The organism is Acidithiobacillus sp. AMEEHan, from assembly GCF_030996345.1.
Lineage (GTDB): Bacteria > Pseudomonadota > Gammaproteobacteria > Acidithiobacillales > Acidithiobacillaceae > Igneacidithiobacillus.
Genome location: NZ_CP118747.1, coordinates 1865616 through 1890273 on the forward strand (window position 1 = coordinate 1865616; position 24658 = coordinate 1890273).

20 protein-coding genes and 1 pseudogene are annotated in these 24658 nt (G+C 51.1%); 16 read left to right on the forward strand and 5 right to left on the reverse strand.

The annotated features are described in order from the left end of the window. The first annotated feature begins 79 nt into the window (after positions 1 to 79). Entirely contained in the window at positions 80 to 1267 is a 1188-nt protein-coding gene (gene purT / locus ORD17_RS09710; RefSeq protein ID WP_308390088.1) for a formate-dependent phosphoribosylglycinamide formyltransferase, read from the forward strand. A gap of 15 nt (positions 1268 to 1282) precedes the next feature. On the opposite strand, the gene ORD17_RS09715 is transcribed toward purT, so the two are convergent. Then, positions 1283 to 1612 (reverse strand): hypothetical protein, encoded by a 330-nt coding sequence (locus ORD17_RS09715; RefSeq protein WP_308388278.1) that lies wholly within the window; start codon positions 1610 to 1612, stop codon positions 1283 to 1285. A gap of 133 nt (positions 1613 to 1745) precedes the next feature. Further along, positions 1746 to 3023, reverse strand: coding sequence for a hypothetical protein (locus ORD17_RS09720; RefSeq protein WP_308388279.1), 1278 nt, complete (start codon positions 3021 to 3023; stop codon positions 1746 to 1748). Positions 3024 to 3220: 197 nt separating this feature from the next. Between ORD17_RS09720 and ORD17_RS09725 the strand changes: the two genes are divergently transcribed. Beyond that, on the forward strand, positions 3221 to 3424 hold the full coding sequence (locus ORD17_RS09725; protein ID WP_308388281.1) for a TOBE domain-containing protein: 204 nt from the start codon (positions 3221 to 3223) through the stop codon (positions 3422 to 3424). A gap of 1 nt (position 3425) precedes the next feature. On the opposite strand, the gene ORD17_RS09730 is transcribed toward ORD17_RS09725, so the two are convergent. Both ORD17_RS09730 and ORD17_RS09735 read right to left on the reverse strand, forming a co-directional pair. Further along, positions 3426 to 4730, reverse strand: coding sequence for an OprD family outer membrane porin (locus ORD17_RS09730; protein ID WP_308388283.1), 1305 nt, complete (start codon positions 4728 to 4730; stop codon positions 3426 to 3428). 125 nt (positions 4731 to 4855) lie between these two features. Next, a complete protein-coding gene (locus ORD17_RS09735; RefSeq protein WP_308388284.1) occupies positions 4856 to 5764 on the reverse strand; it encodes an extracellular solute-binding protein in 909 nt (302 codons plus the stop codon). 997 nt (positions 5765 to 6761) lie between these two features. Here ORD17_RS09735 and ORD17_RS09740 point away from each other — a divergent pair. The 8 genes and pseudogenes from ORD17_RS09740 to ORD17_RS09775 all read left to right on the forward strand — a co-directional run. Beyond that, positions 6762 to 7082 carry a hypothetical protein gene (locus ORD17_RS09740; RefSeq protein ID WP_308388286.1) on the forward strand — a complete coding sequence of 107 codons (321 nt, stop codon included), beginning with the start codon at positions 6762 to 6764 and terminating at the stop codon, positions 7080 to 7082. A gap of 31 nt (positions 7083 to 7113) precedes the next feature. Continuing rightward, complete coding sequence (locus tag ORD17_RS09745) at positions 7114 to 8355, forward strand: YeeE/YedE thiosulfate transporter family protein (RefSeq protein WP_308388288.1); 1242 nt, start codon at positions 7114 to 7116, stop codon at positions 8353 to 8355. Between the two features lie 12 nt (positions 8356 to 8367). Then, the gene (locus ORD17_RS09750) at positions 8368 to 8568 is read left to right on the forward strand and encodes a hypothetical protein (protein WP_308388291.1); all 201 of its coding nucleotides are present in this window, start codon (positions 8368 to 8370) and stop codon (positions 8566 to 8568) included. Between the two features lie 64 nt (positions 8569 to 8632). Beyond that, positions 8633 to 9925, forward strand: coding sequence for an outer membrane protein transport protein (locus ORD17_RS09755; RefSeq protein WP_308388293.1), 1293 nt, complete (start codon positions 8633 to 8635; stop codon positions 9923 to 9925). Positions 9926 to 9961: 36 nt separating this feature from the next. Next, positions 9962 to 10741, forward strand: a complete 780-nt coding sequence (locus tag ORD17_RS09760; protein ID WP_308388295.1) for a sulfite exporter TauE/SafE family protein — start codon at positions 9962 to 9964, stop codon at positions 10739 to 10741. A gap of 696 nt (positions 10742 to 11437) precedes the next feature. Then, positions 11438 to 12640, forward strand: a complete 1203-nt coding sequence (locus ORD17_RS09765; RefSeq protein WP_308388296.1) for a tyrosine-type recombinase/integrase — start codon at positions 11438 to 11440, stop codon at positions 12638 to 12640. Between the two features lie 342 nt (positions 12641 to 12982). Next, positions 12983 to 14032, forward strand: coding sequence for an inovirus-type Gp2 protein (locus tag ORD17_RS09770; RefSeq protein ID WP_308388298.1), 1050 nt, complete (start codon positions 12983 to 12985; stop codon positions 14030 to 14032). 589 nt (positions 14033 to 14621) lie between these two features. Further along, positions 14622 to 15158: pseudogene (locus tag ORD17_RS09775) on the forward strand (transposase); the annotation flags it as partial. Positions 15159 to 16278: 1120 nt separating this feature from the next. On the opposite strand, the gene ORD17_RS09780 reads toward ORD17_RS09775, so the two are convergent. Further along, positions 16279 to 17661, reverse strand: a complete 1383-nt coding sequence (locus ORD17_RS09780; protein ID WP_308388299.1) for a HEPN domain-containing protein — start codon at positions 17659 to 17661, stop codon at positions 16279 to 16281. 386 nt (positions 17662 to 18047) lie between these two features. Here ORD17_RS09780 and ORD17_RS09785 point away from each other — a divergent pair, with 386 nt between their 5' ends. The 6 genes from ORD17_RS09785 (at position 18048) to ORD17_RS09810 (ending at position 24649) form a co-directional block, all read left to right on the forward strand. Then, the gene (locus ORD17_RS09785) at positions 18048 to 19652 is read left to right on the forward strand and encodes a DEAD/DEAH box helicase family protein (RefSeq protein WP_308388300.1); all 1605 of its coding nucleotides are present in this window, start codon (positions 18048 to 18050) and stop codon (positions 19650 to 19652) included. Continuing rightward, on the forward strand, positions 19580 to 21013 hold the full coding sequence (locus tag ORD17_RS09790) for a hypothetical protein (RefSeq protein ID WP_374693409.1): 1434 nt from the start codon (positions 19580 to 19582) through the stop codon (positions 21011 to 21013). The genes ORD17_RS09785 and ORD17_RS09790 overlap by 73 nt, the downstream gene beginning before the upstream one ends. Continuing rightward, positions 21003 to 22193, forward strand: coding sequence for a restriction endonuclease subunit S (locus tag ORD17_RS09795; RefSeq protein WP_308388304.1), 1191 nt, complete (start codon positions 21003 to 21005; stop codon positions 22191 to 22193). The genes ORD17_RS09790 and ORD17_RS09795 overlap by 11 nt, the downstream gene beginning before the upstream one ends. Before the next feature lie 238 nt (positions 22194 to 22431). Next, positions 22432 to 22662: a hypothetical protein gene (locus ORD17_RS09800; protein WP_308388305.1), complete on the forward strand. Its 231-nt coding sequence runs from the start codon at positions 22432 to 22434 to the stop codon at positions 22660 to 22662. Next, positions 22659 to 23039 carry a type II toxin-antitoxin system VapC family toxin gene (locus ORD17_RS09805; protein WP_308388307.1) on the forward strand — a complete coding sequence of 127 codons (381 nt, stop codon included), beginning with the start codon at positions 22659 to 22661 and terminating at the stop codon, positions 23037 to 23039. The genes ORD17_RS09800 and ORD17_RS09805 overlap by 4 nt, the downstream gene beginning before the upstream one ends. Beyond that, the gene (locus ORD17_RS09810; RefSeq protein WP_308388308.1) at positions 23036 to 24649 is read left to right on the forward strand and encodes a type I restriction-modification system subunit M; all 1614 of its coding nucleotides are present in this window, start codon (positions 23036 to 23038) and stop codon (positions 24647 to 24649) included. The genes ORD17_RS09805 and ORD17_RS09810 overlap by 4 nt, the downstream gene beginning before the upstream one ends. Positions 24650 to 24658 lie beyond the last annotated feature (9 nt).

Below are 24658 nucleotides of genomic sequence, written 5' to 3' on the forward strand. Positions count from 1 at the left end.
GTTCCACCTCCTGACGATCCCCGGCTGACACTGCTATGCTCTCAGTATAGTCAGCTCATAAGGATCAGGACGGATGGCGATGGAATTTTCTTTGGGTACGCCGCTGGCAGCAGGGGCAACGCGGATTCTGCTGCTGGGCGCTGGTGAATTGGGCAAGGAGTTCATCATCGCCGCGCAGCGTCTGGGGGTGGAGACTATCGCCGTCGACCGCTACGCCCATGCGCCTGCCATGCAGGTCGCGCATCGTAGCGAGGTCATCGATATGACCGATGCCGACGCGATTCTGGCCCTGGTGGCGCGTGAACGGCCAGATTTTGTGGTACCGGAAATCGAGGCCATCGCCACCCACGCCTTGGCGCAAATTGAAGAAAGAGGCCTGGCCACGGTCATTCCCACGGCCCGAGCGGTGCGCCTGACCATGGATCGCGAAGGCATCCGCCGCCTTGCCGCCGAGGAGCTCTCCCTGCGAACCTCTCCCTATGCCTTTGCTGGTTCTTTGGTGGAGCTGCAGAAAGCCAGCGCGAAGATCGGTTTCCCCTGCGTCGTCAAGCCGGTGATGTCTTCCAGCGGCAAGGGGCAGTCGGTGCTGCACTCCTTCGACGAAGTCGGCGCCGCTTGGGAGGAAGCGCAGAGCGCCGGGCGGGTGCGTGGCCAGCGAGTCATTATCGAGGGTTTTGTCGATTTCGATTTTGAAATCACCCTGCTGACGGTGCGGGGCGCGACCGAAACGGTCTTTTGTGAACCCATTGGCCATCGCCAGGAGGCGGGCGATTACGTCGAATCCTGGCAACCGCAGCCCATGTCCGCCAAGGCACTGACCGCGGCGCAGGAAATGGCGCGGCAGGTGACCGAGGCCTTGGGCGGACGCGGTATCTTTGGGGTGGAATTCTTTGTGCGCGGCGAGGAGGTCTATTTCAGCGAATTATCCCCTCGCCCTCACGACACCGGTATGGTGACGCTGATCAGCCAGCGCCAGAACGAATTTGAGCTGCACCTGCGCGCGATCCTCGGTTTGCCGGTGGATCCGGGATTTCGGCGCGCCTCGGCTTCGGCAGTGATTCGCGCCGGCGACGTCGGCTGGGGGCCGGTATACAGCGGCGTAGCTGCTGCCCTAGCCGTCCCCGAAAGCGATCTGCACCTGTTTGGTAAACCGCAGGCGCAGAAGCTGCGTCGCCTCGGGGTAGCATTGGCCAGCGCGGACACGATCGACCTCGCCCGCCAGCGGGCGAAACAGGCGGCCGCAGAAATCCAAGTCGCCCGTGGTTGAGCGTAAGCCGCCCTTTTACTTCGTGTTGCTGGGGGGAGCCGTCTTCACGGTGACGCTGTTTTGTTCTTGCTCCTGTGTTGTTAACGATGCGCCTGATTTCCTGTTCTCGGAGCCGAAGTGCCACGCTTGCGGCGCCGGTTGTGTGAACAAAGGGTCTGCCGTATCTTCTGGAGCGGTGACGGTGATATCGGCCACCGCCATTTGTTTTAGTGCCGCCAGGATGATTAGCGCCATAAGAGAATGTTTTAGTATCCTGCGTTTCACGATGATCACCTCCATGGATATTGGGTGAAATAATTTTGGCTTCATTCTCTTGTTAGCACAAAGAAAATTATTTGTTGCCATATTTTATTTTATAAATAATAATTACAAATGATTTTCTTGATAAGGCTGTGTAATCATATGTGGCAGATAAAAAAGGCAGCAATACTCTGCTGCCATTAACCCCACGCCACCATGGGGAGGAGGAAAATTGCTCTTAAAAACTGTATTGCAACATCAATCGATCATCGACGAAGGTGCCATGATAATTCGCAAACGGATTGCTGTGATCAATGGCCAGGCGATTACGTAGAGATAGCCCTTTCCAGAACCCTCCTGGGGTATACGTCACATCAATGTAGTTGGCTTCTACATTCGGGTAAAAAGGGGCGGTGTGATACCAGCTATAGGAATATTTGAAACGAAGATTGGGTAAGGGAAAAAACACGAAGCCGGCCTTCCAGGCATGGCCAGAGGCAGACGCCGATACAAGCCCATAATTCATGATGCTGGTGTAGAGGGGGTCAGCACTATACTGTTGCGAGAAGGGCGAAATGAAGCCGCCGTTCATCAAGGTCTCGCCACTGGGCAGGGTCGTGGCACGTTGCGGGATATGGTTGTAGGCTGCAAAAATGCTGCCACGCATACCCCAAAGCCGCGCCTTGATGCCTAGCATGCCGCCAAACACCGTGGCATTCACTGGCCCTGCCAATTGGGCGCCGTCGGCCCATTCCCGAGCGTACTGAAAATCTGCAAATGGCTGAAAATAATGAAAAAGTTCTGGCGTGGTATAACCTAGAGTGCCATAGAACAGATTGGTCAGGTCATAGAAACGGTAGAACCACGCGCTGGCCTTGATGCCCAGTTCCTGGGCCTTGAGGCCAAAGGCAAGGGTCCCATTGCTATCGTCTGGGAGGTAGCTGTAGTGGGCATTGTAATTGAGCAGCGTTTGCCGATGGTAATCCGCCTGAATGCGATTTTTATAGCGAAATTCGCGAATCGCGATGATGCTCAGGTTGGGTAGGGGATGGAGCGTTGCGGTGACCGCTTGATAGGTGTTGGGAATCATGAAAGCGTCGGCAGGTCCCATCCACGGAGTATTGAGTAGCAAATTGCCAACGTCCACCTGCAACCAGGGATTTTGGTATTGCAGATATGCTTGGCCAAGTACATTCAAAGATGTTCTGGAGCCCATCAGCAAAGGGTCCAAGCGTTTCTGGGCGCCGCTTGTGTCATTGACCCCAAGATCGTTGGCCGTGTAAAAAGCGACGCCGGCGCTTACGCCGAAAAGGGGCGCCGTCTGTACCTTGATCATGCCGCCAAGAGAATACGCATAGCGATTCTCCACGGCGTCACCGCCAAACATCTGGTTGTAATAATACGAGCGAATATCGCCCGTGACCGTAGACTTCTCCAAAAAGTCCTGAAGCGTCTGACCCTGGCTGATGGTTGGTAGGGCAATTAATCCGACTATGAATAATGGTATTTTTTTCATTGATTACTCCTCTTTTCTTCTCGCTGCATGAAAACACATTCTGTCTTCTTGCGAGTAGAGAATAGGTGGTCCAAAATCTGGACGCCAATGCTTATTTATTATTACTGAAATTACTTCCGGTAATTACTATGCCCTTGTCGTTGGCTCAGAGCTGCTCTATGCTGAACGCCTGTGTGTCATGAAGGGAGCTTGTGAGGATGCAAACGAGTATTCGCAATCAACTCAGTGGAAAGGTGCTGGAGATCATGGAAGACAAGGTGCTGACGGAGGTGGTCATGGAAACCGCGGCAGGCAAGATCGCTGCAGTGATTACCACCCGCAGTGCCCGGGAGATGAACCTGCAGGTGGGGGACAAGGTGGCCGCTATCATCAAGGCCACCAACGTTTCTATTGGTAAATGAGTTAAAACTTGTAGGTGAACATCACTCGGTTGTAGACAAAGGAGTGCTGACCCGAGCCTGGGTATAGTCCGGGCGCGCCACCATTTCCCACCTCGACCTGATCCCGTAGGCAGAGGCCCTGGAACATGCCCCCCGGGAAATAACTCACGTTGAAGTGGGTCCAGTTGCTGTCCCCGGAAAAGTACGTATTGAACTGTGAGAAACCGGCGGTAAATTGCAGTTGCTTGGGAATCGGCCAATAGGCGGCACGTACCCGCCAGCCATGCCCCGGTCCCACGCCCACCAAGCCCTGGATCATGGCGTCTACATAGAGAGGGTCTGCGGTGTAGCCGACGGTGTAGGGCGAGATGATGGCGCCGCCACCCAAAGCGTTGGCGTGCAGCTCAGTGCTGTCGTAGGCATACCAGAGACTGCCATGGGGAAATTGAATACCTGCCTTCACTCCCCAACTTGTCGCATTGACGCCCTGACCGGGCTGTCCGAACAAAGTCGTGCCGGTGCTTGCGAAGGCCTCGCCAGCGCCCCATTCGCGGGTAAACTGGGCGGCAACAAATGGCTGTGCAGGAGCAGAAACCGGCAAACGGTAACTGCCGTCCCAATAGAGCATATTGGCAAACTGATCAAACTGGTAAAACCAAGCCTGAGTCTTGGCAGTGTGCCAATGATACTGGGCGCCGAAGGCCAAGGCGCCGTTGCTCGGGTGCTCCATGGAGTAACTTTGCGGCAGGACGTTGGGGCCACCATAGAGGTAATCGCCGTAGCTCGGGCCATAATAGTAGAGGTTGGTGCGGGTGAATTGGTCGTTGGTGCGATCTTTCCAACGGAAAATGCGCAGTGCATCCAGCGTCAAACCGGATACCGGGTGCACCGCCAGGGTGACGCCCTGATAGGTGACCGGGATGACCCGACCACCCACACGATTGAGCCAGGGGGTATCGACGAGCTGGTTACCGACCTTGGCGGTGAGCCAGTGGTCCTGGTACTCCAAATAGGCCTGACCCAGGGCGTTGACGGAGTTTTGATCCCCCATCAGGGTTTTGTCGACCCGCGCCGGGTTACTCGCCAGAGTGCCCAGGGCGTTCGCGGTGTAGAAGCTCACCCCGACTCGAAAACCGCTCAAAAATGGCGCCGTGAGGATGTTGATGCGGCCGGCGAGAGAATACGCGTACGCGTTGATGGTGTTGGGAGTGCCATAGAGGCGGGTGAAATAATAGGAGCGAATCTGCCCGTCGATCTTGCTCTTGGCGAAGAACTGGCTCAGGGTCTCGCCATGGGCAACGCCACCCAGGGCGCAAGCGGCCAACACGATTGCATGGAGAGTTTTTGCGTTTCATCGGTCATTCCTGTTGGTAGTACTTAATCATATATAACGAAAGCTAGAACGATCTGCTCACTTGCGAACAGATCGTCAGTTGCTCACGACTTGCGCGATCAGCTTAGGGGCGCGCCTTTGGGTGCGCTGTAGCCGTCGTCGCGGAACATCTTCTGACCCTCAGGACTCTGCATGAACTTGATGAAGGCCTCGCCCAGTTTTGGGTCGGGCGCCGTACTCGGCACCGCGGCGTAGAAGACCAAAGGCTGTGGAGTGACGGTCTTTTCCTTGCCATCCACATCAAGTTTGAAACCCGCCTTATCGTACCAGGATTGCTTGTATTGCGGGTCACTCAGGTTGATCTGCACCGGCAACTTGATATACGGCAGGTGCAAGGACTTGACGGCACTCAGGTAGCCTGAGGATGCCGCAATCTGCCCTGCCTTGAGTCGCGCCAGCAGAGACATTTCGGTGAAGATCTGCTTGGGATTTTCTATCGGCCCGAGAATTTTCTGCACCAGACCGGGCTGGTGATAATATTTTTCCGCAAGCTGCATGGTGAACACGATGTTCTGCCCCTGGGGGTCGGTCTTGGGGTCGGTGCGACCGAAGGTGGCGCCAGGCAACTGCAGAATCTTGTACCAAGGCATCTTGCCACTAGCAAAATCCTTCGCAAAGGGACCGTTGGGACTGTAGGCGATACACATCTGGGTACTGGCGACCGGATAGGCGGTCTTGACCAGCCCTGCCTTTTGCAGCACCTCGATGGGGCCGGGCGTAATGGATATGAACACGTCAGGGGTGATCTGGTGTCCAACGATTAGGTGGGCCAGGGCATAAGCTCCTTGACCCTCGCCGCGAAATTCGACGTGATGGCTCTTGGCGAAGGCCGGGCCCAGGTGCAGGTTCATGACGTTACCCATGGAACCGGCAAACGCGGCGAGCATGGTTTCGGCATTCGCCGCTACGGGCAGGATAAGGCCCAAGGCGAAAGCGACGGCAAGAGGGGTTTTGCGAAGAGATTTCATCGGCGTAGGCTCCAGTGCGATATGATATTCGCGAATATATAAAGCCTCGATCGAAATGTAAACTAGAATATAGCGATGGGCCTATAAAATTCGGTCACCCCCGGGATCTGCGGCCCATGATAGAGCGCAAATCTGCCCTGACCTCTTCTTGGTGGCGGTTGATCGCACCTAGCGGGTGAAGACAATCTCGTGCGCTTTGCAGGCATCTATGGTCGCAGCGAAGTACCCGCCTGATTCTGCATCCTTCGAAGGGCCTTTTTTATGCGCTGTGTTCTGGAACTGGTGGCACAACTTGAGCAAGCCGTTCACTTGGGTGGTCGTGGTGCCCACTAGCCTTGACCATCGAGGCCGGTTTGTCCTCTACAGCCGGGACGAGCACTTCAACGCCGCGGGCGGTCTGGCCGTCCAGATCGCAGAGTGAAGAGATTGCCACAAGCGCTTGGGATATTTGGTGCCGTTGAGGAGAATCGGACCTCTGACCTACGGATTATGAATGAAGATCCCTCGCTTCCCATGACTTCTCATTGAATCCGGATTACCTATGTAAATCAGAGGGTAGGGACTATTTTCAATGATTATTGAGGTGGTTGCAATCGGACAACACTTTGGCTCCAGGTAAGCCACAGGTAAGCCGCGGACAGATGAGCCACTGATTGTTTATCATTCGGTCATTCCGCTTCGAGCAGCTGATCACTCGTGAGCATTGTGGGCTAGGGCCATCCTTTTGCACCCGGTGGCGCTAAACGGGTTAGGAAAATCGGTCTTCTGGAGGGTCTCTATCAAGAGGGGCGGTTTGCTTGACTGGTGCTTATAAACCGTGCTGGCTCATATAAACCATAGCAATTGGTTTATTTAAACCAAAGTTGAGAAACATCATTTATATATATAAATATAACAACATGTTTTTGTTAGATTCTTATACGCTGGCCTTTGTGGCCCGGAAGTTGCTCCTATTAATGAGTAAGCTCCTCGATCACGGAACTGAAGGGAGGTTTCCATGGATAAATGGGTACTGCAGGTAATGACGCCCCAAGAGTGGGAACATGTAATGATCATGACAAGCCAGAACTTGGGGCATGTAGATTTGAAAGTGGTTGCTCTGGGCATGGCGGTAGTTCCGCTTTTTGCGCCGGGAAAACTTAGGAGAGCGATGGAGGAAGCGATTACGAAGGGCCTCAGCCTAGAAATCTGTTCGGTAAGTATGGGGGTTGCTGGACTAGAAAACGCAGAACCTCCCAAAGGGGCGGTTTTGCAGCCGGGTTTGAAAGCGGTCGCCGCCGCGCGTGCTGCCGGATATACCTATTTCGTTGTCGCTTGATCAGCTAGTTCCGACTAGAAAGGATTTGATCATGTCCGGGATATCGATTACTGCTCCTCAGTGGGTAGGTATACTTGTTGGATTCACCATCGGTGGTTTGGCAGAGGCATGGGGAATCGCAAACCCCGAATCAATTATTCGACTCACACGTTGGATCGACCGCCTATTTGTTACCTGTATTTCCTTAGGAGGAGCTTTTGCTGTATTGCTCTTGTATGGCCTATATGCCCTTGGCATTGATATGCACTTTGGCCTGAAACCATTGTATTTCTATGGCGTCGGGCTCGGAGGAATCCTCTTTGGTATCGGGTTGGCGATTTCCGGCTATTTTCCGGGGTCTGAGTGGATGGCATTGGGTGAGGGGCGTCGGGATGCATTGTTCGCAATTCCTGCTGGGCTTCTTGGGGCTGCATCCTGGACAGCTCTTTATCAGACCTCTGCAGGTCAATGGTTGGTCAATCAAGCAAATGTTGGTTCGGTAATCATCACCGGTCAAACCATTGCAAAAACAAGCCCGATAACTCTCTTCTTGATTGCTATACCATACGCGCTTGTGCTGCTGGCGATTGCCTATTTTTTGCCACGGTTTAGAAATACGCATCATAGCTGCCTCCGCGCAATCATTCGCGGGGAAGATGGGCCAGCGGAAAAAACCCCTGAGGTGCAGGCCATGAGAGAAGATACCACCGCATATTTGCTCGAAGGATCTATTGCAAGAAAAGGGAGCAAAGCGGAGCATTTCGCTCGTGCGATGTCCTCTGAGCCTAACGTTTATTCACGTGCGATGTTACTAATAGCAATACTCGTCGGTTTTGCCGTGGTTATGGGAATCATGCTGCATCAAATCTTTGGAGAGTCCACAACCTACTCCTGGATTATCGCCGTGCTCATTATGCCTACCTACAAGTACTCCATTGGTGTTCTTAGTCATATCGGTTGGGAGCCCTTCTCTGATATTGGAACATTCCTTGGCGCTTTCTTTTCGGCTGTAATTTTTACCAAAAGGTTTACAGCATTTCGTAAGGTCATCCCTCCCTCATGGAGAAACCGGTTTGGTAATACCGAATGGAAAAGAGCTATGGGTGTATTCATCGGGAGTTACCTCATGCTCTTTGGAGCACGAATGGCGGATGGTTGTGCCTCCGGTCATATCCTTAGCGGCGTAGTGCAAATGGCTGCCAGCGGTTTGTTCTTCGGTGTCGTCGTCATGATCTCTGGTGTTATCACCGCAAAGTTCGTGTATGGCAACGTCTCTGAGAAAGTGAATCCTTGAAGGAGATAGATCATGAAAGACCATAGTAGTAATCCAGTGATCAACGGAATTATAGTGTTTGCGGTTGTCGCGACGGTTGTGATCGCGGCTATCGCTACTGGTGGAGCAACTAGTTATGCCCCCGATCCATACGCGTGGTTTTACACGTTGATTATTCCCGTGTTCGTCATGCTCATTGTGGTTGCGTATTACAATGAGAAGGATCCGTACTAACGGGCAGCAGATCTGCCGCACCGGGATAGTGGCAAGCGCTATCCCGCCTGAAAAGGATGACGTTATGAAACGGCGAACTTTGATCCTGGTATTGTCTTGTCTTACAACTGTCGTACCGACTACGGTTATGGCAACTGTAGGCTATCAATTCAACGGGATAGGACAATATGAATTGGGGATGTCCGGTGCTGTAGTTGCTGCGCCTGGTGATGCCATGACGGTGATCAGTAACCCTGCCGGTCTATCTGAAATCCGTCCGCAAGGTGACGCCTCTGCCGAGCTTTTCAATCCATCCCGCACGGCGTCCTTCGGACAAGGCAAGATAGGTAGTCATACGAATGTCTATGGTACACCCGCCTTGGGTTGGATGGTTCCCATCAGTGGAAATCGTCTGTTTCTTGGAGGAGGCTTCTTCGGTACCGCAGGCTTGGGAGTCAATTATCTTCAATCTCCCTTTTTCGTGCCCAGTCCGACCAGTCCGTCAACACTGCTCCCCGCCACGCTTAAAGCATACTCCAGCATATCTATGATGATTGCGGCGTTAGGAATAGCCTGGCGACCAACGCATCGCTTGAGTCTTGGAGTCGCCTTGGATATGGCGAATGAGAATGTGTCTTTTCAGGAGACGGAAAGTGGTTCAGAAAATGGGATGCCCTTTCAAGTGGGTGTCAACTTTGCGAGTCCAGCCAGTGCGTATGGTATTGGCGTTACGATTGGCGCGCTCTATCAGGTAAATTCATTGGTCACCTTAGGAGCCACTTATCGATCGCCATTATTCTTTACGCCATTAACCTGGCAGGAAGGTGCGGAGTCTGTACCGAACCCTGTTACCGGAGGGATTCAGCAAACCGGTGGTCCTGGGCAATATAGTATGCAGTTAAACTATCCGCAAGAGATTGCGTTGGGTATCGCTCTGCATCCTGGCAAACGTTTTCTGGTGAGTCTGCAGGGTCAGTGGTTTGATTGGCGCAGCACTCTCAATACCGTGACCATCAATGGACCATGGAACAATGGCGCTCCACTGGTCATGGACACAAACTGGCGTAACGTTTGGGTTGGTGCCATTGGCCTGCAGTATCACTTGTCTCACATTTTTACTGTGCGCGCAGGATATTCCCATGGGTCCAGCCCGGTTGGGCCGAGGAACTTGTATCCCAACCTTCTGGCTCCCGCCATCGTACAGAATCAAGTGAGTGTCGGTGCAACAGAAAACCTTGGTCGAGGGTGGCAATTGGTAGAGGCGTACATGCATGCCTTTCCAGCTAGCACGCAAGGAGAGATTCCTGGAACAGAGATTCCCATCAGTGCTTCTCTCGCGGAAAATGCTTTCGGGGTGCAGGTGAACTATCTTTTCTGAGCATGTGCGATATCTTTATAATCAACGGACTATCTGATGTTGCTTAGCGCTTTGCAAAATGTGGAGTGCGTGCTGTCGGGCATGGTTGTGGGATTCTCTCTCGGTTTGATTGGTGGAGGAGGCTCCATCCTTGCCGTACCTCTACTGCTGTATTTTGTTGGTGTTTCGGATGCACACATTGTGATTGGTACAACGGCATTAGCGGTCGGCCTCAACGCGTTGATGAATTTGATCCCGCATGCGCGCGCTGGCAATGTTCTCTGGAAACCGGCAATCCATTTTGCACTGGCTGGGGTTATCGGCGCTTTGATTGGTGCAGAAATCGGAAAAATAATCAACGGTCATGTGCTATTGATCTTTTTTGCACTGCTAATGCTGGTTGTTGCTTACAGCATGTATAGACAAAAAGGACAGCCGCCACAGAACCGCGGACCTGTTTGCCAGCATCATCCTTGTGTTTATGCCTATGGAGGTGGCGTAGGGCTGCTTTCGGGGTTTTTTGGCATTGGTGGTGGATTTTTGATCGTTCCAGCTCTTATACGTTCTGCCCGCATGACGATTCTGCAGGCAGTTGGATCCTCTTTGCTTGCCGTTGGGGTTCTGGGTTTGGCAACGGCGTCGAGTTACGCTTGGAGCGGACTTGTTGATTGGTCAATCGCTGGAGAATATCTATTGGGTGGACTGGTTGGCGGCTGGCTAGGCGCTCGTACCGCAGAGCGTATCGGAAAAAACAAAGCACAATTGAATTTCGTTTTTGTCACTTTGATTACGTTCGTTGCCATTTATATGATCTGGAAAGAAATTTATTCTATTTGATGTAGTCATTATATCGACTGTATCTGCCTTTTGATGTTTTGTATTTTTATTTCCATTGAATAATCATGTATCTTCGATGTCATGAATGACTGCTTTCGGTCAATTGTGGTGAATAATCCCGGTTGTGGTGGCCTTTTTGGGCAGGGTACCAGAGCCAAACGGGTCGCGCCTCGGTGAAGCCCGAACTGATGATCCGCATGCTCATCATTAGATATTGCTTCAGCGGGATCAGTGCGCACGATCGCCGGAACGCCCACTTCAGTCGGGTCAGAGATATGTCCACAGCGTTTTCTCATGTCCCAAGAGAGCTAAGCCATAATACTCATGAGAGTAGCTCATTTCTCTTCATTCGTGGGTTTACAAAACCGTGGAAGAAAGCTTCTTTGGCAGAACTGTAGCCAAGAGAAGAAAAAATATCATCAGAATTTCTGTTTAACGCTTTGTTTTTATTGGTGCCGTTGAGGGGAATCGAACCTCTGACCTACTGATTACGAATCGGCATATATTACTCTTCAGTAGAAATCATAATAGGGCACATGATGTCAGTATCATTAACAATATCATTGTGTTGAATAGCTATGACTAGTTATGATGATGTCAGTATGCCTCACTGAATCTCAAGCAAAACTTGACCCAGACTTGACCCAGAGCTGACCTCGGTTATGATCGGCATACCAGCCGATGCCGAGCCAGAAGATGTTAACCGACCGCAAGATTGCCAATGCCAAAAGCCAAGCTAAACGCTACGAGATGGCAGACGAAAATGACCATGGAAGGGGCACTCTCCTGGTCCGAGTTGCTCCGACGGGCAGTAAGACTTTTGTGTTTCGTTACTACAACAACGGCAAGGTAAGGCGACTCACCCTCGGCGAATACGGAAATCTCCCTTCTCAGCTCACCCTCGCTCAGGCCAGAGCGAAAACCGCAGAGGCAGTCTCCAAGCTCGAGCAGGGCGTGGATCCGGCTAAAGAAGAAATCCAAAAGAAAAGCGAAGCTGCCAAAGCGCCCACGGTTACCAATCTTGCTCTTGAGTATCTAGAGAAATGGGCGAAAGTCCGCAAGCGATCCTGGAGGGAGGATGAGCGCATCCTGGTAAGGGATGTGCTCCCAGTCTGGGGAGAGAAAAAGGCACGCGATGTTACCCGTCGAGATGTTGTCCTGCTGTTAGACGGTATCGTCAATCGTGGTGCCCAGATCGCTGCAAACAGGACCCTCGCGCTCATCCGAAAAATGTTCAATTTTGGCGTGAGCCGATCCATTCTGGAGTTCAACCCATGCGCAGGCGTGCAGGCGCCCTCCAAAGAGCACCAGAAGGACCGTGTGCTGAGCGATGAAGAAATCGTCCAATTTTGGCGTGGCCTCGAGACAGCGGGCATGTCGTTGGCTACGAAATTAGTGCTGCGTATGATGCTGGTAACCGGTCAAAGATTAGGAGAGATCAATCAACTGTGTAGGGAACAGATTGAGGAAGACTGGTGGACGATACCTGCCAGTATTGCCAAGAATGGAAAAGCCCACCGTGTTCCACTCTCTTCGCTTGCTCTATCCCTCCTTGCCGAGAGTGAAAAGATTGCCGGCACCCAATACATTTTCGCTTCGCCGAAGACAGGGGCGGGCAAAGAACGACCGATGTCAACCACAGCGCTATCTCATGCCCTCCGAAAGAACCACGAACTGTTAGGCCTTCCCCCCTTTACCCCTCATGATCTGCGACGAACCGCCGCAACCCATATCGGTATGCTGGGATTCAATCGGCTGATCATCTCCAAGATACTCAATCACGTTGAAGGCGGCGTTACAGCCATCTACGATCGCCACACCTACGACAACGAGAAGCGCGAAGCACTCCATGCATGGTCAGCAAAACTTGAGCGATTATTTTCGGATCATTTCTTGTAATGTTGTGCGCGCATAACTATAAAACTACCATCAGTTGATTGGCTCAAAGCACTCTTATCAATAGCGCAAGCAAAACACCGTCACCCTTCCGCAAATAAAAGTCGTGTTTTCTGGATATATATTTAATTAATGATAATCCAATTAAGACGCCACTATTATCACAACACAACAACTAAATAAATAACCCAGTCTTACTTATTTGAAAAAAACAAACACAAAAAAATAAAAAACCAGTCCCCATTATTAAAATTATTTTACCATCAAATATCTTTGCACGACTCAAAAACCGAACAACATTAAATCATGATTGAGTAATATATTATTTTATAAAAAGGATATCCAGTGACTAGAACTAAGATTCATGACATCTTTGATCAAATGGAGAATTATGGTTTATCCTTAGACGGGATATACAATCGTCTAAGCGACGCACATGAAGTGATATTGCTTCCTGAATCTATCAATTACTTCCAGTGTCATAAAGATAGCTTTCATGATAGGATTGTGCAGATTTACTATTTTATGCGTTACGTAGAAGCCTTACCAATCTTGCCGTATGAGATAGGGCGTCATATAGAAAATAGAGACGTGGCAATAAATAATGCCATATTAAATTTGAAGGATTGGTTACGTGACTTTACGCCAGGTGTGAGCTACTCTCCGTATGTAAGACAATTCTATCAGACGAGTATTGCATTTTCTGAAGACATAGACAGTAGGAACTTTCCTTTGACTAAATATTCGGACAAAGAACAGGCGAAGATGGTTAATCGATACGTGCTTACGTTGAAAGAGGCGATGCAGAGCCGTGCTTTCAAGGAGACAATTCGTAAGCAAGAAAGCCAGTTTAGACGTCAGTTTGTGAGTGCATGCCAGTATGTCGATGGTCTATTTTGTAGTTGTCGAAGAATGGTAGTTCTACGGATGGATTTTTCCCTGGACCCTAAAAGTTTATATGGTCATGACGATTCCCTGAGTACTCTGCTGGAGTACTTTGTAGAGCTGAAAGGTGAAATGAAATTACGGAGTGGTGTATTTGAACATATGGTTGGCTACATAGCGCGAGTTGAGTTTAGTGTAAGAAAACGGCACCACATTCACGCTGTCCTATTATTTAATGGAGATCGAGTCTGGAAGGCATCCAATTTATCCAGGCTGATTGCCGAACGATGGCAGCACATCACCCAAGGAACTGGTATATATTTCAATACACATGCTAAATTTAATCAGTATGCTTGCCCTGCAATTGGAATGATCTATCGTGATGATCGTGAAAAGCGTCAATGCTTAACGTATGTTCTATGGTACATTACCAAGCAGGATCAGTTTGTACCATACAAGCATGAAGAAAAACAACGGCTGTTCTTTCGGGGAGAGCTGCCCGTTAGATAGTTTTGCATTATCCAATAAACTTACCATCATAAAAATTTATTCACAACCCTATAATTATATGGATATTTGACATATCCGTTATCTATTTATTATGAGGGTTATGAGAATGAAGAAACCATTAAAAGTGTATTACTGTCGTGATTGTGGGTGTCGGATGCCGCTGTATTATAAAAAGGATGCATCCTTCCGTGATGAGCACTGGCATCGCTGTTATAGTTGCGGTAAGACGAATTTGGATGTGCAAACTGAGGAGTGGGATTATGAGCGGGAAAAGATGGCAAAATACGCGGTGACACCAGAGCAGAGGCAATATATCCGCCAGTCTGCTCGTATCTATGCGGGAGACCCATCTCAGTATGTGCCCGCTGATACGTCGAAGTCCAAGAATTGGTGGGACTAATAAAGCTTCCTAGATATAAAGTGCTACGCTGATCTGGTAGTGCCGTACGCCAGATCAGATGTAATGGATGCATCTACCTATTGGATCGGCAGCGAGGAGTCTCCTGGAAGGGAGCTCTCGCTTGAATCGGACGGCATCAAGGTGCCAATGTGGAAAATTTATCCACAGTTGGGTCAAGGAGGACTCGCTATGCAGAGTACAATTAATGGGCTGAATTTAGTAAAACAGGTAATGCAGTTGCACTGGGGATATTGGTAGACAGGCGAGATTCATCGCAAGCAGGTACGGCCTGGCAAGCTTCTGGAGTTTTTCGTGAACCGCGAGCCCGGGATCATTGCCATGGAAGCTTGAGCTAGTGCCCACCATTGGACGCGGGAGCTGGGCAAGCTGGGGCACGAGGTGCTATTGATTACGGCGCATTTTGTGCGTTCTTTCATCAAGACCAACAAGACCGATGCGGCAGATGCGGTGGAGATCTGGGAGACTGTTCAGCGCCCCGATATGCGTTTTGTCGCCATCAAAAGCTAAGAGCAGCAATCCGTTCTAACCTTGTATCGCGTGCGGGAGCAGTTGATCAAGATCCGCACCATGCAGACCAATGCAATCCGGGGCTTGCTCTATGAGCTTGGCGCGGATCTTCCGCAAGGCCGGAAGCAGGGAATGAAAGGGGTCCCCGGTGCCCTGACCGAACTGGAGGGTAAGGTTTCGGCCATGGCACTGGGTACTTGGGAAAGCACCAATCGCTTGTCGTCTTGAACTTGATATCAATACTGATGCGGTATTCAGCGGCGAAATACCGACTGAGAGCATACCAATGGTGCTAGATGAACTTATTGGACTTGGCAAAGAAATTGCCGTCTACGGTGACTTGCCTTGAGTGATAATTGCTGTGAAGCACGCACTAGACCGACTTATGCTCAGCTCATTGCAGGAAGAGCCATATTAGAAACAAAGAGCTCAAGCACGGGTCGGATACAATTGGGAAAGTTTCAAGATATCCCGTCGACGTTACAAGCAAAAACCGAGCTACGGGATGCAAACGCACTTTTAGCACAGATTATCGAGATACCGAGCAATAGAGCTACCGATCAAATTTATTTAGATTGGCGAAAGTGCGTCAGCTTGCAAACCAAAAGAGAGACATCGATTGGCGGCCCATGCTTGACTGGGCGCAAACGAGCCGCGATAGTCTTGCTAAGAAAATGGCGTAGTTATGAATCTGATGCTCAAGAGCAACGTCAGACGCTCGACTACTTGAAGCAGTCATTAGACCAAGACCGTTTTTCGGAGCGCAAGCTATTCTCGTGAACCATGTCGTTCTACTCAATACCAGCGTTCTAATCCTGGTAACCAATCCGAAGCACTCAAGTGAACCCATGGCATGTTCTGAGTGGTTAGAGTCCCTTCTGATGGCGAATGTTCTGTCTGTATCCCAGAGATTTGCGATTATGAACGGCGACGAGAACTTATTCGCGTAGATAGGCGGGATGGCCTCGATAGGCTAGACGAACTTACAATACTCTCGAATGCCTTCCTATCACCACGTCAATAATGGAATAAGCTGCTGACTTTTGGGCCAAAGCTCGAAATATGCGACATCAAACGGCAGATAACAAGGCATTGGATACCGACATGATTCTAGTGGCGCAGGCCACGGAATCATGTCTAGGCTCAGCTACTATTGCCACAACAAACGTCAAGCACCTTTCTTTGTTCGCCACAGCAAGGCTTTGGCGCGATATCGTCACTGAGGACAATGTCTGATGAAAACTCTTAACGTGCGCTGAGACTTACTCTTTAGTGGAGTGGATGGGTAATCCATCGGAAACGATGTGACAGTTAGGTTTCATGACATCTTGCTTTTAAGCTTATAGTTCCCATTGATAATAGTGATGATCTCATCGTTGGAAAATCCTAGCTGTCTTAGAAGATAAAGCTGAAATATTGCTTCCATCTTTTTGCAAAGCTCCCATAACTCCATCCCATGTGCTGCCTCCGCTTCAAGGCTTTCGCTATAGTGGGTCAAATAATTTCTAGTATTTACGATCGTCCTGATTAATCTGTTTCGTTGATTGCTATTTCCTATGTGCCCTTTGAATGGTTCTATTATCTTTTTGATTCTAGTTCCAAGACTTATTTCGTTCCCGTGAATTAAACGGCCATACAGCCATCTCCGGTTAACTTTCGGGCACATACGCAATAACAGCGCTAAAAGCGGCCTAAAGCGATTCTTCTCCATTAGGGTTTCATGTGAGGTTCGTCTATGGTAGGTTTCAAGGGCTTGAGCAAGCGCTAAAAACCTGCCCTCGAGATACGTGTGGGAGCTCGTGACGGCAGAAAAATATAAGCCAAGCGCTGGATCAATCACAGTGTACGCTTCAAGCCAGTTATTAATTATGCTTTCTGCGTTTTCACGAATCTGTCCATATCTAAATACCATTGTATTCAAGGATATCTTTGGCATCTCTCCGGAGAAAGGAACGCTCGGATAATAGATCTTAATTGGAATTGTCTCCGCTTTTTGTTCTGGAAAATTAATCATGTTAGCATCGGAAATAGCTGATATATTTCTCACAGCCACCGTTGCGTCAACCGCAAAACAAAGTAGAAAAGTAATTTTGTGAATAATATCTATAAAATCAGAAATATCTCTTTCATCTTTCGACGACAGCTTAAAATATGCTTTCTGAGTTATTCTGGCCTCGGTTATATGTGGAAAGCCAGGAAGCGTGTATTTAAAGAAAATGTGAAGCTTGAAGCCTTTCTTGAGTTCGTATAGGATTTCTGGTTGTGGCACATAGCTTATAGTCGCAGTATGATAGTCATCGTCATATCTTACATCGATTCCAGAAATTCCAAGCCATTCATCTAAGCCTTCGATTGAGAACGATACTGCGTTAAATCGAAGCGGCTTGTCTTTGTTGTAAGTGAATCCGGACAAAACCATGTTGACATGTATGATAGATTTAGAAATCGCTCCAAAAGGAATGCTTTTCTTCCGGTAGAAGCAATTATCGAGCGTTACTGGTCCGTCCTTTTCGATATGACCGACTATCCTGCCGATGTCAGCTTCTCCATTCAAGGGTCGCGTACTGTCATCAAATAGACCAATAACTTCCAGCTCTATAAGGCCGCCGTCTGATATCGTTAGATTTCCCGGAATCACTCTTTCGGGAGCGTCAGGTAACCAGAAGTATCCAGCTCTTCGATATTCTTCATTTATCCTCATGATAGCCTCTAAAAAATCTAAGGGTAATTTTAATGGCGCCAAAGCTGCAGCATAACATCCGACATTGCCTCACAGAAGTTCTGACCTTGTTGGCCAGAGCCATCCTTACGAGTTAATTCTACGGCTATCCACACCAGGGTTGAATCACAACTTCCTCTGCATACCGCCCGTTCAACTCCCTCCATCTACCAACCCAGGCGTTTCGGGGTATCCCGTCACCCTGCCACCTGATAGAATTGGCTAATAGTAAATATGTAAGTATGTCTCTGCTAGAGGACAGGACTGAATGCATGAATCATTGAAAGTCTCCGCTGGTTCTTCCTGGACCAAGACGCGGATACTGGCTTCACCTCTGCCTCTTCCGTGCTCCAACCTGCCCATCATCCATGATTGAACAAGACATCGAATCCTCCTTGATCCAAAAGCTGGGTGACCTCAAGTACACCTACCGGCCCGATATCCGGAACCGTGCCGCTCTGGAGCACAATTTCCGGCAGCACTTCGAGGCCCTCAACCACGTCCAACTGACGGATAGCGAGTTTCACCGACTCCTGGACTCCATCGTTACCCCGGATGTTTACGGTGCCTCTCGCATGCTTCGGGAGCGCAACAGTTTCGAACGCGACGATGGCACCCCCCTGTACTACACCCTGGTCAACATTAAGGACTGGTGCAAGAACACCTTTGAGGTCATCCACCAGCTGCGGATCAATACTGACTACAGCCACCACCGCTACGACGTGATCCTTTTGCTCAATGGCGTACCCGTGGTTCAGATCGAGCTCAAGACCCTGGCCATCAGCCCTCGCCGTGCCATCCAGCAGATCGTCGAGTACAAGAACGATCCCGGCAACGGCTACAGCAAGACGCTGCTCTGCTTCCTGCAGATCTTCGTGGTCAGCAACCGCAGCGAAAGTTGGTACTTCGCCAATAATAACAGCCGCCACTTCGTTTTCAACGCCGACGAGCGCTTTCTGCCGCTCTACCAGTTCGCCCGAGAGGACAACAGCAAGATCACCCATCTGGACGACTTTGCCGAAGCGTTTCTGGCCAAGTGCACTCTGGGGGAGATGATCAGCCGCTACATGGTCCTGGTCGCCAGCGAACAGAAGCTCCTCATGATGCGGCCTTATCAAATCTATGCCGTCAAGGCGATTGTCGATTGTATCCACCAACACCGGGGCAATGGCTACATCTGGCACACCACGGGCAGCGGCAAGACCCTAACTTCCTTCAAGGCTTCCACGCTCCTCAAAGATAACCCGGATATCGACAAGTGCCTCTTTGTCGTGGACCGCAAAGACCTCGATCGCCAGACCCGCGACGAGTTCAACCGGTTTCAGGAAGGTTGTGTGGAAGAGAACACCCACACTGGCGCCCTGGTCCGTCGCATGCTCTCCGAGGACTACGCCGACAAGGTCATCGTGACTACCATTCAGAAGCTAGGTTTGGCCCTGGACGGCAGCCATCGCCGCAACTACAAGGAACAACTGGAACCCTTACGGCAAAAGCGCATCGTCTTCATCTTCGACGAATGCCACCGCTCCCAGTTTGGCGAGAACCACAAGGCCATCAAGGAGTTCTTCCCCCGCTCCCAGCTCTTTGGGTTTACCGGTACCCCCATCTTTGAGCAAAACGCGAGTTACCAGCAGATCGAAGGGGAACAAGCCACCTTCCGGACGACCGAAGACATCTTTCAGCAGCAGCTCCACGCTTACACCATCACCCACGCCATCGAGGATCGGAACGTCCTGCGTTTTCATGTGGATTACTACAAGCCTGAAGGCAAACATCCCCCAAGCCCGGAGAGGCGCTGGCCAAGCGCGCCATTGTCGAGGCCATCCTCACCAAACACGATGCCGCAACGGCAGGGCGCAAGTTCAACGCACTACTGGCGACTGCCTCCATCAACGACGCCATCGAGTACCATACCCTTTTTGCGACCATGCAGGCCGAGCGTCAGGAAACCGATCCTGAGTTTCGTCCCCTGAACATCGCCTGTGTTTTTTCCCCGCCTGCCGAGGGCAATCTCGACGTCCTGCAGATTCAGGAAGACCTGCCCCAGGAAAAGGCCGACAACACCCAAGACCCAGACCGCAAGAAAGCCGCACTTACTGCCATCATTGCCGACTACAACCGACGCTATGGTGCCCACCACAGCGTCGGAGAGTTTGACCTGTACTACCAGGACGTGCAGAAGCGCATCAAGGACCAGCAGTATCCCAACAGCGATCTGCCCCACACCCAGAAGATCGACATCACCATCGTCGTCGACATGCTCCTGACGGGCTTTGACTCCCAGTACCTCAATACCCTCTACGTCGATAAGAACCTCAAGTACCACGGTCTGATCCAAGCCTTCTCCCGAACCAACCGGGTCCTGAACGATACCAAGCCCTACGGCAACATCCTCGACTTCCGCCAGCAGCAGGCGGCAGTAGATACCGCCATCAGCCTCTTCTCCGGCCAATCGGGTGAACAGGCCAAGAAAATCTGGCTGGTGGATAAAGCCCCTGTCGTCATCGCCCGACTCCAGGAGGCAAAGACCAAGCTTGATACCTTCCTCGAATCCCAAGGGCTCACCCCAATACCGGAGGCTGTCCCGCAACTACAAGGCGATGCTGCCCGCGTCCAGTTCATACAGCTCTTCAAAGAGGTGCAGCGCTGCAAGACGCAGCTGGATCAGTACACGGACATCACCCCCAAAGAAACTCTCGTCATCAACGAAGCCTTGCCCAAGGAGATCCTGCAAGGCTTCAAAGGGGTCTACCTAGAAACTGCGGAGCGACTAAAAGAGCAGCGGGAACGACCCAACCAGCCCAGTAACCCTGAAGTCGAACAACTAGACTTCGAGTTTGTGCTCTTTGCCTCTGCCGTCATCGACTACGACTACATCATGGGGCTGATCACCCGCTATGCGAACCCGAGCTCCGGCAAGCAGACGCTGAAGCGGGAAGAGCTCGTGGGGCTGATCGTCTCGGATGCCAAGTTCCTGGACGAACGGGAAGAGATCACCGAGTACATTGATACCCTACAGGCTGGCAAGGGGCTAGACGAGAACGCCGTACGCGAGGGCTTTGAGCGCTTCAAAGCCGAGAAGCAAAAGCGGCAGGTTGTGGACATCGCCACCGCGCATGGACTGAAGCCCAAGGTCCTGCAAGACTTCATCGATGGGACTCTCAGCCGTATGATTTTCGATGGTGAGCAGCTGAGTGAACTCCTGGCCCCGCAGCAACTTGGCTGGAAGGCCAGAAGCCAAAAGGAGCAGGCCCTCATGCAGGATCTGATACCCTTGTTCCACAAGCTCGCCCAGGGACGGGAGATTTCGGGGTTGGAAGCGTATGAGCAGTGAGCCAAGGAGAAGGCAAGGCCAGAAAAAGAGCGTTGGGTTAGTGCCGAGGCTCAGGTTTCCGGAGTTTCAGGAGGCGGGAGAGTGGGAAGAGCGGGAGCTAGGAGATTTGTGCGATATATGCACGGGAAGAAAAGACGCAAATGAAGGCTCCCCAAATGGGCAATATCCATTCTTCACCTGCGCAGATCAACATAGTTTTAGCGACACTTATTCCTATGACGCTGAAGCAATATTGATCGCTGGTAATGCCCATGTTGGGCAGACGAGGTACTATAAAGGAAAGTTTGAGGCTTATCAAAGAACTTACGTTCTAACTGGTTTTCGTAATATATACACTTCATACTTGTTTGCATTTCTGGGAGCCACTCTGCAAGCTTCACTGTCAGCACAGGCGCAAACCAGCGCTATGAGCTACATAAGGCTACCGATGCTGAAGGGATATAATGTAATTTATCCGCACAATGCAAATGAGCAGAAAAAAATCGCCGACTGCCTTTCCTCGCTCGACGATCTGATCACGCTGGAGTCACGGAAGCTCGACGCGCTCAAGCAGCACAAAAGGGGATTGATGCAGCAGCTTTTCCCAGCTGAGGGAGAGACGGTGCCGAGGCTGCGGTTTCCAGAGTTTCGGGAGGCGGGGGAGTGGCATGCTAAATCGCTTGGGGAGTTGTGTAATATACTTAATAACCGCAGAAAGCCTATAACCAGCACGGAAAGGAAGGCGGGAGAGTATCCCTACTATGGTGCAAGCGGTATCGTTGACTACATTGATGATTACATCTTTGACGAAGAACTATTGCTGATCGGTGAGGATGGCGCCAAGTGGGGGGCATATGAGGCCTCATCATTTATTGTTTATGAAAAATGTTGGGTAAATAACCACGCTCATGTGCTCAAGCCATTAGGCGTTGACATTAAGATTGTTGAGGCTTACCTCAATATGAAAGATCTCAACACCTATGTAACAGGAGCAGCACCACCAAAATTAACGTTGGGGAAGCTCAAAGAGATTCTGGTTCCTGTTCCACCATCAGTAGAGGAGCAGGTGAAAATAGCTAGTACCTTGTATATCACGGACGGCCTTATAACGGCTCAAAGAAAAAAAATCGAATCCCTTAAAACCCATAAGAAAGGCCTTATGCAGCAGCTTTTCCCTGCCTTGGATGATGCGGTGGCATGAGTACGTCCGAGATGCTCATCATCGCCGGACCAAATGGCGCGAAGAGAACCACCTTTACCCGGTCCTTTCTGCCAGAAGAGGTAGATCGTGCATGATTGAATGCGAACATAGGCAGCGGTGCTTTACCACGTCAGGTGTAGCAAGATGACCTGTCTTGCCCGTATATTTCTTTTCAAGAATCTATTGTCTTGCTTGGGATCACAATCCTCAGCATTCTGTACTATCAGGAGGTTCTGCCATGTCCATCAGTGACCTGTTGCCCGTGGTGTCTCGGCTCAGTCATGCGGAGAAGTTTCGCCTGGTCCAGGTGATGCTTCAGCAGTTGGCCGAGGATGAGGGGATCTCGGTAAAGACCACTGCCGATCAGCCAGCCCCCTTCGATCCTCGCAGCTTCTACGGACGGGGTCAGGCCACTCGTGAGCGCATAGATGCCTATCTCAACGCCTCCCGCCAAGGCTGGGAGCGATGAGCTTTCTATTCGATACCAACGTCATTATTTATTACTTCAATGGGTTAACCGCCGACGAGTCCATCCATGATCGTCTGCGCGAGAGCTTCCGGATTTCCATCGTCACCGAGATCGAGTTTCTGGGCTGGGGGGATTTTATCTCTCAGCCGGTGCTCTACGAGCAGGCGAAGTACTTCATGAGTCAGGCTATGGTCTATCCCCTGGATCATCCTATTGCCGAGGCGACCATTCGGTTACGCCAGCAGTACAAAACCAAAACTCCTGACGCGATCATTGCCGCAACCGCCCTGGTGCATGGCCTGACTGTCATTACGCAAAACACCGACGACTTCACTCGCCTAGGTGTGCCCACCCTCACCATAACGATGAAACCATGACCGAAATCGACCAAAAACAACTGGGCAACACCCTTTGGGGCATTGCCGATCAACTCCGTGGCGCCATGAACGCGGACGACTTCCGCGACTACATGCTCTCTTTCCTCTTCCTGCGCTATCTGTCGGACAACTACGCCCAGGCCGCCCAGAAAGAATTGGGTCCCGACTATCCGCAACTGGCTCCCAGTGACCGCCGCACCCCGCTATCCCTCTGGTATGCCCAGAATCCCGACGATATCGAAGAATTTGAGAAGCAGATGCGGCGGAAGATCCACTATGTGGTTCGTCCCGAATTCCTCTGGGGAAGCATATCGGAACTCGCCCGCACCCAGAACCGCGAGCTTCTCCATACCCTGCAAAAGGGTTTCGACTACATTGAGAACGAATCCTTCGCCAGCACCTTCAGCGGTCTGTTCTCTGAGATCAACCTCAACTCTGAGAAGCTCGGCAAAGACTACAGCGCCCGCAACAGCAAGCTCTGTACCATCATTCAGGCCATTGCCGAGGGTCTATCCCAGTTCTCCACCAATCAAGACGTCCTGGGTGACGCCTACGAGTACCTCATTGGCCAGTTTGCGGCGGGTTCCGGCAAGAAAGCTGGGGAGTTCTACACGCCCCAGCAGATATCGACCATCCTCTCGGGCATTGTTACCCTGGACAGCCAAGACCCGGCTACGGGCAAAAAGAAGCAGCTGGAGAGCGTTCTGGACTTCGCCTGCGGCTCTGGCTCTCTTTTGCTCAATGTCCGCCACCGCATGGGGCCTCACGGTATCGGCAAGATCTACGGTCAGGAAAAGAATATCACCACCTATAACCTCGCCCGGATGAACATGCTCCTGCATGGGGTCAAGGACTCCGAGTTCGAGATTTACCACGGCGACACCCTGACCAACGATTGGGACTTTCTGCGGGAGACCAACCCCGCCAAGGCTCCCAAGTTTGATGCCGTCGTCGCCAATCCTCCCTTCAGCTATCGTTGGGGACCGAGCAGCGCCCTAGCGGAGGACATGCGCTTCAAGAACTATGGCTTGGCCCCCAAGTCCGCTGCGGACTTTGCCTTCCTCCTGCACGGCTTTCATTACCTCAAGCCCGAAGGCGTCATGGCCATTATCCTGCCCCATGGCGTGCTCTTTCGGGGTGGAGCGGAAGAACGCATTCGTACCAAGCTGCTGCAGGACGGCAACATCGACACCGTCATCGGCCTGCCCGCTAATCTTTTCTTCTCCACGGGCATCCCGGTCTGCGTTCTGGTCCTCAAGAAATGCAAAAAACCCGACGATGTTCTCTTCATCAACGCCGCCGAGCATTTCGAGAAGGGCAAGCGCCAGAACCAGCTGCGACCCGAAGACATCGACAAGATCATTGATACCTACCAGTACCGCAAAGACGAAGAACGCTACTCTCGCCGCGTGAGCATGGCCGAGATCGCCGACAACGACTATAACCTCAACATCAGCCGCTATGTCAGCACGGCCCAGCCCGAGGAAGAAATCGACCTGCAGGTAGTCCACCAAGAGCTGATGGAGCTGGAAAAGAAGATCGCCGAGGCGACAGAGCGGCATAACAGTTTTTTGCAAGAGCTGGGGCTGCCGCTACTGGGGCGGTCATGATCCGGCGTG